Raw genomic sequence first — 13,908 nt, 5'->3', positions numbered from 1 at the left:
AATGGAGATCAACACCGTCGGCGTGATCGGCCTGGGGTACATCGGCCTGCCGACCGCCGCCATCCTCGCGTCGAAGGGCGTCAAGGTCGTCGGCGTCGACGTGAAGCCGTCGAACGTCGAGGCCATCAACCGCGGTGACGTGCCCTTCGTCGAGCCGGACCTCGCGACGTACGTGGCCGGCGCGGTGCAGCACGGCACCCTGCGCGCGACGGACAGCCCCGAGCCGGCGGACGCCTTCATCATCGCGGTGCCCACGCCCTTCCAGGGCGACCACGAGCCGGACCTCTCGTACATCGAGGCGGCGGTCAAGGCCGTGGCCCCGCAGCTGCAGGGAGGCGAGCTCCTCATCCTCGAGTCGACGTCGCCCCCCGGGGCGACCCGGAAGATGGCGGAGTGGGCGCTCGAGGCGCGGCCCGACCTGTCCCTGGACGGTGCGGACGGCCGCCCGCAGATCCACGTGGCGCACTGCCCGGAGCGGGTGCTGCCCGGCCGCGTGATGATCGAGCTCGTCACCAACGACCGGATCGTGGGCGGGCTGACGCCCGAGGCCGCCGAGATGGCCAAGGACCTGTACGCCGTCTTCTGCCAGGGCGAGATCCTGCTCACCGACGCCGTGACGGCCGAGATGGCCAAGCTGGTCGAGAACTCGTTCCGCGACGTCAACATCGCCTTCGCCAACGAGCTCTCCCTCATCGCGGACAAGCTCGACATCGATGTCTGGGAGCTCATCCGCCTGGCCAACCACCACCCGCGCGTCAACATCCTGCAGCCCGGCCCGGGCGTCGGCGGTCACTGCATCGCCGTCGACCCATGGTTCATCGTCGACGCCGACCCCGAGCAGGCCCGCCTCATCCGGACCGCGCGCGAGGTGAACGACAGCAAGCCGCAGTGGGTCATCGACCAGGTCGTCGCCGCCGCCGACGGCGTCGAGGCGCCGACCGTCGCCGCCCTCGGCCTGGCGTTCAAGGCCGACATCGACGACCTGCGCGAGTCGCCCGCCCGCCGCATCGTCGCCGACCTCGCCGACCGGCTGCCGCACGCGCAGGTCGTGGTCGTCGAGCCGCACATCGAGACCCTTCCGCCGGAGCTGGCCAACCGCCGCAACGTGCGGCTGGCGTCCTTCGCCGACGCGACCGCGGCGGCCGACGTCACCGTCGTCCTGGTGGACCACACGGAGTTCAAGCAGCGTGTCGCCGCGGGCGAGCTCGCGGGCGCGGGCGTCATCGACACCCGGGGCGTCGCGCGGTGAGCACCAGGTCTCGCGTCCGCCGCCGGGTCCTCCGAGCGCTCGGCGGTGTGCCCGTCACCGCCGTGAAGGTCCCGCCGGCTCCGTCCGGCCCCGATCGTCGTGCCCAGATCGACGGCCGGACCGCGGCGGAGCTCGTCGTCGCTGCCAAGGAAGCGTGGCGCGGCGGGAAGCGGAACCGTGCGCTCGACTACATGCGCCGAGCCCTCCTCCTGGACGCCGGTCGGGCGGACCTCTGGTTCATGCACGCGCAGTGGTCGCTCGACGTCTCGCGGTCCGACGTCAGCTTCGAGTCCGTCAAGTCCGCCTTGGACCTGCGTCCGTGGCACCTCGACGCGCTCGAGCTCCTGGTAGAGCTCGTCCGGAGCAAGGACAAGAACCCGGCGGTCGTCGCCCAGGCGTTCGACGGTCTGGGCGCCACCCTGGGATCGCACCCCGAGATCCATCGGGACGCGATCGCCCTGGTGGTGCCGGCACGCCACGAACAGGGGATCGCAGTTCTCGCGGAGAGCTCCGACCCGGTGGCACGGGCGGCGACGCGGCACTACCTGGCGCGGCACGGCGACGAGGCCGCGGGCGACGCTCTCCTCGCGGGCCTCGACCCGCGCGAGGCACGTCTGGCGCTGATCCTCCGCTATCTCGCGACCGGGAACGTCTCGCGCGCCGTGGAGCTCCTCGCGGAGCAGCCCGTGGACGAGATCCCCGTGGCCGGTCTCCGGCGCGCCGTCCGACGGAGCTGGGCCCGGCAGCAGTACGGCCGGACCGCTCGGCTCGCCGACCAGTACCTGCGGGCGGTGCCCGGAGACGGCTGGGCGACGCGCCTTCGCCGTGAGTCCGAGCAGGCGCTCAAGAAGAAGCAGGCCCGCAAGGGCGAGGTCTCGAACTACCAGCTCATGAAGCGAGGGTTCCCCTTCGGTCCGCGAGCGACGGCGACGGCCTACACGCCGGACGAGCGTCGTGCCTTCTACCTGCTCCACAACTCGTTGCCGTACAACTCCGCCGGCTATGCGACGCGGTCCCACGGGCTGCTCCGCGCCCTGACGGAGAACTGGTCGATGGCCGCCGTCACACGACTGGGCTATCCGTTCGACGCGCCTGGCCACGACGAGCTCACGGAGATCCCCGCACGCGAGGTGATCGACGGCGTCGACTACCTGCGCCTGACGACCGCTCCCGGTCGGTGGCTCAAGAACCCGATCACGGACTACGTCCGGGACTACTCCGCCGCGCTGGAGGGTCTCGCCCGCGACGAGCGACCTTTCGTCATCCACGCGGCGTCGAACCACTGGAACGGCCTGACGGCGGTCGAGACCGCCCGGCGTCTGGGGATCCCGTCGGTCTACGAGGTCCGCGGGCTCTGGGAGGTCACGCGCGCGTCGCGGAACCCCGAGTGGCACGACTCGGGCATGTACCGGTACATCGCGCGCATGGAGGCCGACGCCGCGGCGAAGGCGACCCGGGTCATCGCGATCACCGGCGGTCTGAAGGACGAGCTCATCAACCGTGGGGTCGACGAGGAGAAGATCCTCCTCGTCCCGAACGGCGTCGACACGGAACGGTTCGTCCCCGTCGAGCGGGACGTCCAGCTCGCCCGGGAGCTCGGCCTCGAGAGCAAGACGGTGATCGGATACATCGGGTCGTTGCTCGACTACGAGGGCCTGGACCTCGTGATCCGGGCGGCGGCCGAGCTCGACCGGACCCGCGACGACTTCCACGTGCTGATCGTGGGCGACGGCGCCGAGAAGGAGACCTTCGAGGCTCTCGCCGACGAGCTGGGCGTGCTCGGCCGGGTGGTCACGTTCACCGGCCGCGTCCCGCACGCTGACGTCGAGCGCTACTACTCCCTCGTCGACATCGCCCCGTTCCCGCGTCTCCCGCTCCCTGTGTGCGAGCTCGTGTCCCCGCTGAAGCCCTTCGAAGCGATGGCGATGGGCAAGGCGGTCGTCGCGTCCGACGTGCGCGCTCTCGCCGAGATCGTCGACGACGGGAAGACCGGTCTGCTCCACCGCAAGGGCGACCACGCCGACCTGGTGCGCACGCTGACGACCCTGCTCGACGACGAGGACCTCAGGCGGGGACTCGGTGCCGCAGGTCGTCGGTGGGTCGAGCAGGAACGCACGTGGAGTGCACTCTCCGGCCGCGTGTCGGCCGTCTACGACGAGATCTCCCGGCACGAGGTTCGTGCCGAGGTGTCGGATGCCTCGCCCGCGCGAGAGGGCACCCCGAGTGGCAGCTGACCTCGAACATGCCGTGAGGGTGGCGCTGCGCCAGTCGTTCGGACGACACTTCGAGGCCACCCCGAACGACCGGCAGCTCGTCGACGAGCTGGTGGCCGGGAAGGTCGTCCTACCGCCGCACCCGACCGCCGAGATCGGCGCGCCGATCGACTGGACGATGGATCCGTACGGGCAGCGGAACTGGGCCGCGCAGTTCCAGATGCTTCGCTGGATCGACCCGATCCGGCGGTTGGCGGCGAACGGCGACCGTTCGTTCATGCCCCTGTGGGAGCGGATCGCCCGGTCGTGGTGCGCCGCGCACGACCCCCAGGAGGGCCGCCGCCACGGAAGCTATGCGTGGGCGGACATGGTCGACGCCATGCGGGCGCAGACGCTGCTCTTCGGGTTGCCCTACGTGGACGGTCCGGACTGGCTGCTGGACGCACTCGGGGTGCACGGCGAGTGGCTCGCCGAGCCTGCGCACCTGGGGCACTCCAACCACGCGTTGCACCAGCACGCGGCGCTCCTGATGCTCGGGAGCGCGCTCGGGCGGGACGGCTGGACGCAGCTTGCTCGCGAGCGCATCGAGGCCCACGCGCAGAGCGCGTTCGACGACGAAGGTGTGAACGCCGAGGCGGCGCCGGGGTACTGGTTGCTCAACTACCAGTGGATGTCCGATCTCGTGCGCCGGTGCGAGCTCGAGGGCGTCGACCCGGGGGCCGCGGCCGCACGGCTGAAGGCCACGCCGCAGTCTCTCGCGCACGCGGCGCGGCCCGACGGCCGGCTGGAGGTCATCGGCGACACCGGGCCCAACACGCACCTGCGCGGGTCGACCGACCCGCACCTGCTCTATGTCGCGACCGAGGGGGCCGACGGTCGGCCTCCCGAGTCCACCAGCGCCGTCTACCGCGCGGGGTTCGCCTTCGGTCGGAGCGGATGGGGAGAGACCGAGAGACGGATGCGGGAGGAGACCTTCTACTCCTTGCGCTTCGGCTCTGCCAAGGCGGTCCATGGCCACCACGACGGTGGCAGCGTCACCTACTGGGCGCAAGGTGCGCCGGTCCTCGTCGAGGCGGGGAAGTACGGCTACATGAAGGACGAGTTCCGCGACTACGTCCTCGGCCGGCTCGGCCACAACGTCGTCCACGTCCTCGGTCGTCGCTACGATCCCGCCGCCACCGTGGAGCTGATCGCGCACAGCGCCTCTGACACCCACGAGTACTACCGCACTCGTGACACGGGGTACGCCGGAGTGTCGATCGACCGGGAGGTCGTGTACTCCCGCGCGACCGAGAGCCTGCTGGTCGTCGACACGGTGCGCGCCGACACCGACGTCGAGGTCGAGTCTCGCTGGCACATCGATCCTTCCTCCCGCGCGACGGTCGACCGCGGGCGCGTGGTGGTGACCCGGAACGGCAGGTCGACGTCGCTGGTGTGGGGCGGCAGCACACCTCGCCTGGAGGTCGTGCGGGGACAGACCGAACCGATGGACGGCTGGACGTCACCGGGGTGGGGCGACCGTGTACCGACCACGGTCGTCAAGGCGGCCCGGCGGGGCAAGCGGTTCCGCACCATCATGGGCGTCTTTCCCGGCTCGGACGCCGTTCGGGTGAACGTGCAGGCGGTCGACGGCAACGGCACCGCGTTCGACGTGCACGGGTTCGGCCGCAGCGAGCGCGTCGTGCTCAAGGACGGGACGGCCACGGGCGGCAACCTTGATGCCGACCCCTCGCGGGCCGGCACGAGCGGGCCCCGCGAGCTCGACCGCACCACCATCGACCTGCTGGAGGACGAGTACGCGAATGCTCGCACCGTCGCTGCGCGGAGGGCTGCTCCGGCGAAGAACGACGTCGCGGGCATCGTGGAACGGCTCAGGTCGGGGGTGGACTACGGAGGTGCCGCTCTGCTGCGGGACCTCCACCCTCAGGACGATGCGGCCGCGGCCTTGGTCGACGAGCGCACCCGGATGCGCCTCGGGCACGGTGACGTCGTGGCCTCGGCGTCGATGTCCCCCGCCGGCGTCCACGTCTACGAGAGCCTTCCGCGAGCTCTCGACCTCCGGTCGGAGCGCTCCGTGCAGGTGGTCGGCGCCGGGCCGCTGGCGCTGCCTGCTCGAGTCCACCTCGCCGGGTCCCCGTACCTCGTCGTCTCTCTTCACGGGGCTCTGAACCGACTGAAGACCGGGCTCCCGCGCTTCGAGCGGATGCGGTCGCTCGGGGACCTCGGCGTCAACGTCATGGCGTTCGCCGACCCGACCCTGGACCTCGACCCCTCGCTCTCGCTCGGGTGGTACCTGGGCACCCGAAACGTGGATCTGGTCCCCGTCATGGCCAGGATGATCGAACGCGTGGTCGAGCAGAGGGGCATCGAGAAGGTCGTGCTGCTCGGGACGTCGGGGGGTGGGTTCGCCGCCCTGGCGACGGCTCTCTACGTTCCCGGAGCGACGGCCGTCGCGATGAGCCCGCAGACCGACGTACGGATGTATCACGCGTCGTACTCGGAGCGCGCTCTCCGACGGGTCTTCGGCAGCGGCGAGCTGCGGCCCCAGGACGTCACGCGAGTCTCGCTCGGTGAGCGGTACCGCGACGCCCCGGGACGCCCCGAGATCAGGTACGTGATCAACTCGGGCGACACGCACCACCTGCGGGACCATGCCGTGCCGTTCTGGGATCGGCTGCAGGCGGAGCGGCCCGACGTCCCGCTCACGGTGGAGCGGCTCGACCTCGGCAACGGCCACATCAGTCCTGACGCCGCGACGGTGAAGGACGTGGTGACGAGGGTGCTCGCCGGTCCGGCAGGGGCGAGCGAGTCGTCGACGAGGGGGCGGGATGGCTGAGATCGACCTGCGGCCCGAGCGTGATCCGCGCGTCTTCCGATACGGGTTCGCCTGCTTCGCCGAGACCACGCCGACGGATCGCACGCTCGTACGTGACTGGAGCACCCTCCGTCTCCACGGCCACGTGCTGGCCGTGCACCCTGACGCGGAGGTCCGCGTCGTCCCCACGCCGGCCGGGACCTGTGCCGTCATCGGCGAGGTGTTCGTCGCGCACGGGAGCGAGGGGCTCGACGAGGTCCTCGCCCGGCACGTCACGACGGGGGACTGGGAAGCGATCGATCGGCTGTCCGGTCGGTTCGCGCTGCTCGTGTTCACCGGGAGCTCGGTCCGGGTGCTGAACGACCCGATCGGCTCGCGCACCGTCTACTACACCCTGCGGGGACCAGCCGTCGTGGGGTCGCACGCCGCCCTGGTGGCAGGGCTTGCGGGTGTGGGCCTGGACGGCGAGACGAGTCGGTACATGGCCGCCCCGGAGTATCGAGCACGGCGCACGCGGTATCTGCCGGGCGACCTGACCCGGTACCGCCACGTGGTGACGCTGGTCCCCAACAGCGTCCTCGACCTCGGCACACGTCGGACCCAGCGGTACTGGCCGCGGGTCGCGCCGGGCGAGACCACCTTCGCCGACGTCTTCGAGCTCGTGGACGAGTATTTCAAGGCGTACGCCACCTTCCTCTCCGCGCGGTACACCCCTGTCGTCGGGGCCACGGGCGGTAGCGACTGCCGAACTCTGCTCGCCGGGCTCGTCGCGCACGGGGTCGCACCGAGGCTCGTCACGTGGCCCGGCCTGCCGCCCGCAGAGGTCGCGACGGTCGAACGGATGGTCGCGCATCTCGGGCTGCCGCACACCGTCGTCGACGACCCTGATGTCAGGGACCCGCAGGTCGCCGAGGTGATGTCGATCTCGGCGCTCAACACGGGGCACACCCGAGGGCGTCCGCGTATCCCGGCCATGCTCGCGCCGCACGTGGAGGTCACCGACGTCTTCGTCCGGGGCTACGGGGGCGAGGTCATGCGGGGTTCGTGGAACTCCGCTTTCGTCCCCTCCAACGGCGACGGGCTCGCCGGGATGATCCGGCAGTTCTATACCCGAGCCGTGCGGGAACCGTCGACGGGCGACCAGGCCTTCACGCGGTCCGCGTTCGAGGGGTTCGCGGCACGAGGGCACGTCGAGCCGGAGAACCCTCCGTACGACCTGGGGGACCTTCACTACCTCGAGCAGCGGATGGCGGTGTGGGCCGCCGTCGTGATGGGCGAGGCCGACACGGTCATGAGGACGCACGCCGGGCTCAACAGCCGCCCGATCTATCTCGCGTCGATGGCGCTCCCGGACGAGGAGCGGTTCGACAAGCAGCTGATGTTCCGCATCGTCGCCGAGTACGACCAGCGACTCGCCGCGCTCTGAGCGGCTCCCGACGAGGGAGCCGCTCAGCGGTCCGAGGTCTCGACGGAGCCCTGGACGATCAGGTTGCGGTCGCGCCAGTCCGGAAGCTTGCGACCGAGCAGCGACTCCACGAACGTGACGTCCCGGCGGTAGAGCTCGAAGAGCGCCGCGACCTCCTGCTCGGTGATCGTGCCGCGCTGCTGGAACGGCTTCACCCACGGCTTGGCGGCGACGGCAGGCTTGAGGTTCACCGCCCTCCAGAAGTCGTCGCCGGCACCGAGGCCGAGCGTCGACAGCACCTGGGAGAGCGCTGCTCGGGGATCCTTGACGAGGTCGTCGTAGAGCACGACGTGGATCCGGTCGCTGCCCAGGACGGAGGCCCACTGCTCGTAGTGGCGTCGGTAGAACCCGAGGTCGACGACGCCGAGGGTGCTGGGCACCTGGAACAGGCCCGAGCTGAGGTCGAACCTGCCCAGGGAGAAATGGTGCCAGTAGGCCGACAGCGCTCTGGCCACGGGTTCACGGAGGACGACGATGGCGGGCGTGCCCGCGGGCGTCAGCTCGTTGATGTTCTCGGCGGTGTTGGGCTTCTTCGGGCCGAAGGCACCCCCGCGGGAGTGCCAGAAGTAGTCGGGGGTGCAGTCGACGCGCCAGCGTGCGGTCCGTCCGGCCTCGAACGCCTTGGCGTACGCATCGCTCTCCGACGAGCTCTTGAGGCGTGTGGGCCTGTTGAAGAAGGTGCTCCCCTTGCCCTTAGCGAGGAAGACCTCGGGGTGAGCGCCGAGCTGACGGGCCAGCCAGTCGGCACCGGCCTGCTGGGTCCCTGCGATCACGAGGTTCGGACCGTCGACCGCGGTCGAGGTGGTCCGCGACGGGGTCACAGCGTTCCGGTCGCGGACCGACGCGCGGGTGGGTGCGCTCGGGGCACCCGCGCCGTGGTCACGGCGGACGCCCCCCGTGGGCGCGGGGGTCGCCGCCGACGCAGGCCGTCCCTCCGTACCGGTGATCGCCTTGACGACCTTGAGGTAGACGTCCTCGGCGTAGTGGAACGGCGCGTCGCCCCAGGGGTGCGTGGGGCTCGACACGACCTCCTCGGGGCGCAGCGAGACCACCTCGGCGCGAAGCGCCTGGGTGGCGACCTGCACGTAGGCGTCGAAGACAGGGTTGGCGTCCGCCGCGCTGATGCCGAAGCTCGCCGGGGTGGGGGCGCCGGAATCGGAGCGCTCCGCCCATGCGATGTCCAGGAGCACGACGGCGGCGTGGGGCATGTGCTGGCGGACGAGCTCGCCCACTGCGGCGATGCCCTGGGACCAGTACTGGAAGTGTTGGTCGCTGCCGAACGGCAGGTGCTGCGATCCAGCAGGCAGGTGGTTCTCGGCGCCGGAGCTGATGAGCTCGGTCGACCGGGTGATCACCGAGCCGTCGGGGAGCACGTAGGCGCCGAGGCGCTCGTCCGTGAGGTCGACCAGGACCAGGTCGGTCTGGTGGGCGGCCTCAGGGATGAGCGACTGCAGGTTGGACGAGAAGTCGCCCGAGACCATCCGTTGCTGGAACGACGACTCGAGCTGCGGCGGGTCGACCAGGGTGACCGGCCGCGTGTACGCGCTGAGGGCGGACTGCCGCGCGACGTACTGCACGAGCTCGAACTGGTCGGGGTCGAAGTGCTCGAAGGTGTCCCGGGAGACGCACGAGCCGTAGATGAAGACGCGATGCCTGCTCATCGGGTCGCCCCTACCTGCCAGTCCGCCGGCCGGGGTCCGCCGTTGAGGAGGTGGTGGATGGCCTCGACCGATCGCGCGGCGCTCGAACCGTCGCCGTACGGGTTGGTCGCCTGGGCCATGGCCTCGTACGCGCCCTGGTCCGTGAAGAGCGCCATGACCTCGTCCACGATGCGGTCCTCGTCGGTGCCGATGAGCTTGACCGTGCCGGCGCCGACCGCCTCCGGCCGCTCCGTGTTCTCCCGCATGACCAGCACGGGCTTGCCCAGGCTCGGTGCCTCCTCCTGGACCCCGCCGGAGTCGGTGAGGACGACGGTGGCCAGCGACAGCATGCGCGTGAACTCGCCGTAGGCCAGGGGCTCCGTCACCGTGACGTTGTCGAGGCCCTCGAGGTGCGGAAGCACGGCCTCGCGGACGACCGGGTTGCGGTGGGCGGGCAGGACGACCTGCACGCTGGGCAGGGCGCTCGCGAGGCGCGCGAGGGCCCGTCCGACACCCTCCATCGCACCGCCCCAGTTCTCCCGGCGGTGTGTCGTGACGAGGAGGATCCGGCTGCCGGAGTCGGCGAGGTGCTCGAGCGCCGGGTCGCTGAACGGGGTCTTCTTCTCGACCGTCATGAGCAGCGCGTCGATCACGGTGTTACCGGTGACGACGATGTCGTCGTCGGCGACGGACTCGCGCTCCAGGTTGGCCCTGCTGGTCGCGGTCGGAGCCAGGTGCAGGGCGGCGAGCTGCGACGTGATCTTGCGGTTCGCCTCCTCGGGGAACGGAGACAGGATGTTCCCCGACCGGAGCCCCGCCTCGACGTGCACCACCGGGATGCCCCGGTGGAAGGCGGCGAGGGCGGCGGCCGTCGAGGTGGACGTGTCCCCCTGGACGACGACGGCGGCCGGGTGCTCCGCGACCAGGACGGGGTCCAGGCGCTCGAGCACGCGGGCGACGATCGTCGAGAGCGATGCCCCGTGCTCGAAGATGTCGAGGTCGTGGTCGGGGGTGATCCCGAAGATCGTGTTGACCTGGTCGAGCATCTCGCGGTGCTGGCCGGTGACCACGGTGATCGAGTCGAGGTGCTCGCTGGCCTCGAGCGCCTTGATCACCGGGGCGACCTTGATGGCCTCGGGTCGGGTGCCGTACACCGTCATGATGCGCGGGCGCATGGTTGCCACTGCTACTTCTCTCCTTGGTTGCGACGCCGCGACGTCGTGGACGGCCGCACGTGACGGGCAGTGTACAGACGAGTTGCCCGGGGCTCCTCCACCCGGACCTGGGTCTGTTCCCGCTCGGCGAAGGCGGTCTCGATGATCTGCTTGGCCTCTTGGGCCTTGTCCTTGGCGACGGCCCACGCCCACTGGCGGTAGCGGAGCGCGACGTCCTCGGCGGGGCCGTCGAGGACCAGGCGGCCGTGGTTGAGCCAGATGGCCCGGGTGCAGGTCTCCTCGATCGTCTGGGCGGCGTGCGACACGAGGAAGACCGTCCCGGCACTCTCGCGCAGGCGCCGCATCCTTGCCTCGCTGCGCTCCCGGAAGGCGGCGTCGCCGGTGGCGAGGGCCTCGTCGATGAGCAGGATGTGGGGGTTGGACGCGGTCGCGATGGCGAACCGGAGCCGCGCTCCCATGCCGGACGAGTACGTCTTCATCGGCAGGTAGATCGACTTGCCGAGCCCGGCGAGCTCCTTGACCTCCGGGGCGGCTGCTTCGGCCTGCGTCGGAGTCAGCCCCATGGCGAGGCAGCCGAGGCGGATGTTCTCCTCGCCGGACAGGTCGGGCACCAGTGCGGCGTTGACGCCGATGAGGACGGGGGTGCTCTCGGCGAGCACCCGGCCCTTGGCGGGGTTCTCGAGCCCGGCGATGATGCGCAGCAGCGTGCTCTTGCCGGACCCGTTCTGCCCGACCAGGCCGATCTGCTCGCCCGACTTCGCGACGAACGAGATGCCGGACAACGCGCGCACGAGCACCTTGGGGTCGTTGCCGAGCACGGTGCGGGCGGCCTTGACGACCGGGTTGGCGCGACGGCGGCGCTCGGCGGCGTCGGTGGACGGCACGCGGTAGCGGACGCTGACGTCCTGCACGGCCACCGTGGCCTGGGCGAACGGGTCGGCGAAGGACCCGGCGGGCTTGCCGGTCGTGGGCTGGTCGGCGGTCGTCGGGCGACTGAACTGCGCGGCGACGGCAAGCTCAGGCACGGCCATAGGACTCTTCCGCCCGCCAGAACACGAGAAAGCCGATGACGAGCGTGCCCGCCGACCACGCGGTCAGCCCGATCCAGGTCGAAGCGCTGGGTACGACGCCGTAGAGCAGGGTGTCGCGCGCGGCGTCCAGCACCATGTACATCGGGTTGGCCTCCATGATGCCCACGACCCACGGGTAGTTCGCGAACTTGTCGATGGAGAAGAAGACGGCGGACCCGTAGAGCCAGAACCGCATGAGCACGCTGATGAGCTGGTTGAGATCGGGGAGTGCTGCGGCGGCGCGCGCGAGCAGCAGCGCCAGCCCCGTGACGAAGACGACCTGGAGCACGAGCACCGCGGGGAAGAACGCTGCCGCCGCCGTCCAGTGCTCCTTCTCGGGGAGGGCGAGGATCAGCACGAACATGGCGGCGAGCGTCGGGAGGAGGTTGAGCACTCCCCGCAGCACGACGGAGATCGGCAGGGAAGCACGCGGAAAGCTGAACGCGCGGATGAGGTTGCGGCCGCTGGCGATCGACTTGGCCCCGCCGTTGACACAGGTGGTCGTGAACTGGAAGAGGAACACCCCGACGATCAGGTAGCCGAGGAAGTTGTCGATCCCCCGGCTGGACTTGAGCACGAGCCCGAAGATCAGGTAGTACGCCAGCCCGTTGAGCATGGGGTTGATGACCAGCCACGCCTGCCCGAGCAGGGTCTCGCGGGTCCCGCTGGTGACCTTGGCCCGCGCCTCGGCCCACAGGAAGTGCCGCCGCTTCCACAGCTGGGCGAGGTAGGTGCGGATCGGGGGCCGGGCGCCCACCTGGGACAGCCGCCCCGTGGACACGACCTCGAGGGTGGACGCCTGCTTGCCGAAGAGTTCCGCGTACAGGTCGGCGGGGCGCGTCGCGCCCTGTCGAACTTCGGCTTCGTACGTCATCGCCCCGCATCCTAGAGTGAGCGACGGTGTGCCCTTGCGCGCCGCCGTCCCGACGGCCCCCTCCACGAAGGGCAGCGAACGTGCAGATCTCGGTGATCGGGCTGGGGTACCTGGGGGCGGTGCACGCCGCGAGCATGGCCAAGCTGGGGCACGACGTCGTCGGCGTCGACGTCGACCCCGACCGTGTCGACGCGCTCGCCGCCGGCAAGGCGCCGTTCTTCGAGCCGGGCCTGGACGAGCTGTTGACCGAGGTCACGGGGACGGGGCGGCTCACGGTGTCGACGGACCTGGCCGACGTGGCGGCCGCGCAGGTGCACTTCGTGTGCGTGGGGACGCCGCAGCGGACGGACGGCCAGGCGGCCGACCTCACGGCCGTCGACGCGGCGTTCTCGGACCTGGTCGAGCACCTCGCGCACGGTGCCGTCGTCGTCGGGAAGTCCACCGTCCCGGTGGGCACCGCGCAGCGGCTGGCGGACCAGGTGGCGGCCGCGCGTCCCGACGCGCTGCTCGCGTGGAACCCCGAGTTCCTGCGCGAGGGGTTCGCCGTGCAGGACACGCTGCGTCCGGACCGGCTCGTCTACGGCGTCGCCGACGGCGCGGCGGGGGAGCGCGCCACGGCCGCCCTCGACGGCGTCTACGCGGCGCTGCTGGCGGACGGCGTGCCGCGCATCGTCGCCGACTACCCGACGGCGGAGCTGGTCAAGGTCGCGGCCAACTCCTTCCTGGCCACGAAGATCTCGTTCATCAACGCGATGGCGGAGCTGTGCGAGGCGGCGGGCGGCGACGTCGCGCGCCTGGCGGACGCGATCGGGTACGACGCCCGGATCGGCCGCCGGTTCCTCAACGCGGGCCTCGGCTTCGGCGGGGGCTGCCTGCCGAAGGACATCCGCGCCTTCCGGGCGCGGGCGGAGGAGCTCGGCGCCGGCGACGCCGTCGCCTTCCTGGGCGAGGTGGACGCGATCAACACGCGGCGCCGGGCCCGGATGGTGGACCTGGCGGTCGAGGTGCTCGGCGGGATGGTCGAGAGCGCCGAGGTCACCGTGCTGGGGGCCGCGTTCAAGCCGGACAGCGACGACGTGCGCGACTCGCCCGCCCTCGACGTCGCGGCGCGCCTGGCGGAGCTGGGCGCGGTCGTCACCGTGCACGACCCGCAGGCCATCGACAACGCGCGGGCCAAGCAGCCGCACCTGCACTACGAGCGGGACCTGGAGGCCGCGCTCGCCGGCGCGGACGCGCTCCTCGTGCTCACGGAGTGGGAGCAGTACCGTGAGCTGGACCCGGAGCGCGCGGGCACGCTGGTCGCGCAGCGCACCGTCCTGGACGGGCGCAACGCGCTGAGCCGCTCCGCATGGACGGCCGCCGGCTGGCAGTACCGCGCCCTCGGGCGCCGCTGATCCGCCCTCGGGA

The 13,908-nt window shown here is 71.1% G+C and carries 9 protein-coding genes; 5 read left to right on the top strand and 4 right to left on the bottom strand.

Annotated features, from left to right (window positions below):
- The first annotated feature begins 1 nt into the window (after position 1).
- From wecC to ACFU9A_RS17610, 4 genes are all read left to right on the top strand, one after another.
- Positions 2 to 1,249: a UDP-N-acetyl-D-mannosamine dehydrogenase gene (wecC, locus tag ACFU9A_RS17625; protein WP_430576598.1), complete on the top strand. Its 1,248-nt coding sequence runs from the start codon at positions 2 to 4 to the stop codon at positions 1,247 to 1,249.
- Between the two features lie 191 nt (positions 1,250 to 1,440).
- Positions 1,441 to 3,483: a glycosyltransferase gene (locus ACFU9A_RS17620; protein WP_430576597.1), complete on the top strand. Its 2,043-nt coding sequence runs from the start codon at positions 1,441 to 1,443 to the stop codon at positions 3,481 to 3,483.
- 19 nt (positions 3,484 to 3,502) lie between these two features.
- Positions 3,503 to 6,298 (top strand): heparinase II/III family protein, encoded by a 2,796-nt coding sequence (locus ACFU9A_RS17615; protein ID WP_430576596.1) that lies wholly within the window; start codon positions 3,503 to 3,505, stop codon positions 6,296 to 6,298.
- On the top strand, positions 6,291 to 7,703 hold the full coding sequence (locus tag ACFU9A_RS17610) for a hypothetical protein (RefSeq protein WP_430576595.1): 1,413 nt from the start codon (positions 6,291 to 6,293) through the stop codon (positions 7,701 to 7,703). Before ACFU9A_RS17615 ends, ACFU9A_RS17610 begins: the two co-directional genes overlap by 8 nt.
- A 23-nt stretch (positions 7,704 to 7,726) precedes the next feature.
- Here the strand turns inward: ACFU9A_RS17610 and ACFU9A_RS17605 are convergent, their stop codons facing one another.
- Genes ACFU9A_RS17605 through ACFU9A_RS17590 form a run of 4 tightly spaced genes read right to left on the bottom strand, consistent with a single transcriptional unit; the run spans position 7,727 to position 12,501 of the window.
- Positions 7,727 to 9,403 (bottom strand): DUF6270 domain-containing protein, encoded by a 1,677-nt coding sequence (locus tag ACFU9A_RS17605; RefSeq protein WP_430576594.1) that lies wholly within the window; start codon positions 9,401 to 9,403, stop codon positions 7,727 to 7,729.
- Positions 9,400 to 10,557, bottom strand: a complete 1,158-nt coding sequence (gene wecB / locus ACFU9A_RS17600; protein ID WP_430576967.1) for a non-hydrolyzing UDP-N-acetylglucosamine 2-epimerase — start codon at positions 10,555 to 10,557, stop codon at positions 9,400 to 9,402. Before wecB ends, ACFU9A_RS17605 begins: the two co-directional genes overlap by 4 nt.
- A gap of 11 nt (positions 10,558 to 10,568) precedes the next feature.
- A complete protein-coding gene (locus tag ACFU9A_RS17595) occupies positions 10,569 to 11,588 on the bottom strand; it encodes an ABC transporter ATP-binding protein (protein WP_430576593.1) in 1,020 nt (339 codons plus the stop codon).
- A complete protein-coding gene (locus ACFU9A_RS17590) occupies positions 11,575 to 12,501 on the bottom strand; it encodes an ABC transporter permease (RefSeq protein WP_430576592.1) in 927 nt (308 codons plus the stop codon). The genes ACFU9A_RS17595 and ACFU9A_RS17590 overlap by 14 nt, the downstream gene beginning before the upstream one ends.
- Before the next feature lie 80 nt (positions 12,502 to 12,581).
- On the opposite strand from ACFU9A_RS17590, the gene ACFU9A_RS17585 reads away from it, so the two are divergent.
- The gene (locus ACFU9A_RS17585) at positions 12,582 to 13,895 is read left to right on the top strand and encodes a UDP-glucose dehydrogenase family protein (protein WP_430576591.1); all 1,314 of its coding nucleotides are present in this window, start codon (positions 12,582 to 12,584) and stop codon (positions 13,893 to 13,895) included.
- Positions 13,896 to 13,908: the final 13 nt, after the last annotated feature.

The organism is Isoptericola sp. NPDC057653 (assembly GCF_042799955.1).
Taxonomy (GTDB): Bacteria; Actinomycetota; Actinomycetes; order Actinomycetales; family Cellulomonadaceae; genus Isoptericola.
Note: the sequence above shows the minus strand (reverse complement) of the source record. Positions and strands in the feature narration are given on the sequence as shown.

What these genes read in the sequence shown, in the direction of transcription:
- wecC (WP_430576598.1), top strand. Translation starts at nt 2, where the DNA reads ATGGAGATCAACACCGTCGGCGTGATCGGCCTGGGGTACATCGGCCTG.
- ACFU9A_RS17620 (WP_430576597.1), top strand. Translation starts at nt 1,441, where the DNA reads ATGCGCCGAGCCCTCCTCCTGGACGCCGGTCGGGCGGACCTCTGGTTC.
- ACFU9A_RS17610 (WP_430576595.1), top strand. Translation starts at nt 6,291, where the DNA reads ATGGCTGAGATCGACCTGCGGCCCGAGCGTGATCCGCGCGTCTTCCGA.
- ACFU9A_RS17605 (WP_430576594.1), bottom strand. Translation starts at nt 9,403, where the DNA reads ATGAGCAGGCATCGCGTCTTCATCTACGGCTCGTGCGTCTCCCGGGAC.
- wecB (WP_430576967.1), bottom strand. Translation starts at nt 10,557, where the DNA reads ATGCGCCCGCGCATCATGACGGTGTACGGCACCCGACCCGAGGCCATC.
- ACFU9A_RS17595 (WP_430576593.1), bottom strand. Translation starts at nt 11,588, where the DNA reads ATGGCCGTGCCTGAGCTTGCCGTCGCCGCGCAGTTCAGTCGCCCGACG.
- ACFU9A_RS17590 (WP_430576592.1), bottom strand. Translation starts at nt 12,501, where the DNA reads ATGACGTACGAAGCCGAAGTTCGACAGGGCGCGACGCGCCCCGCCGAC.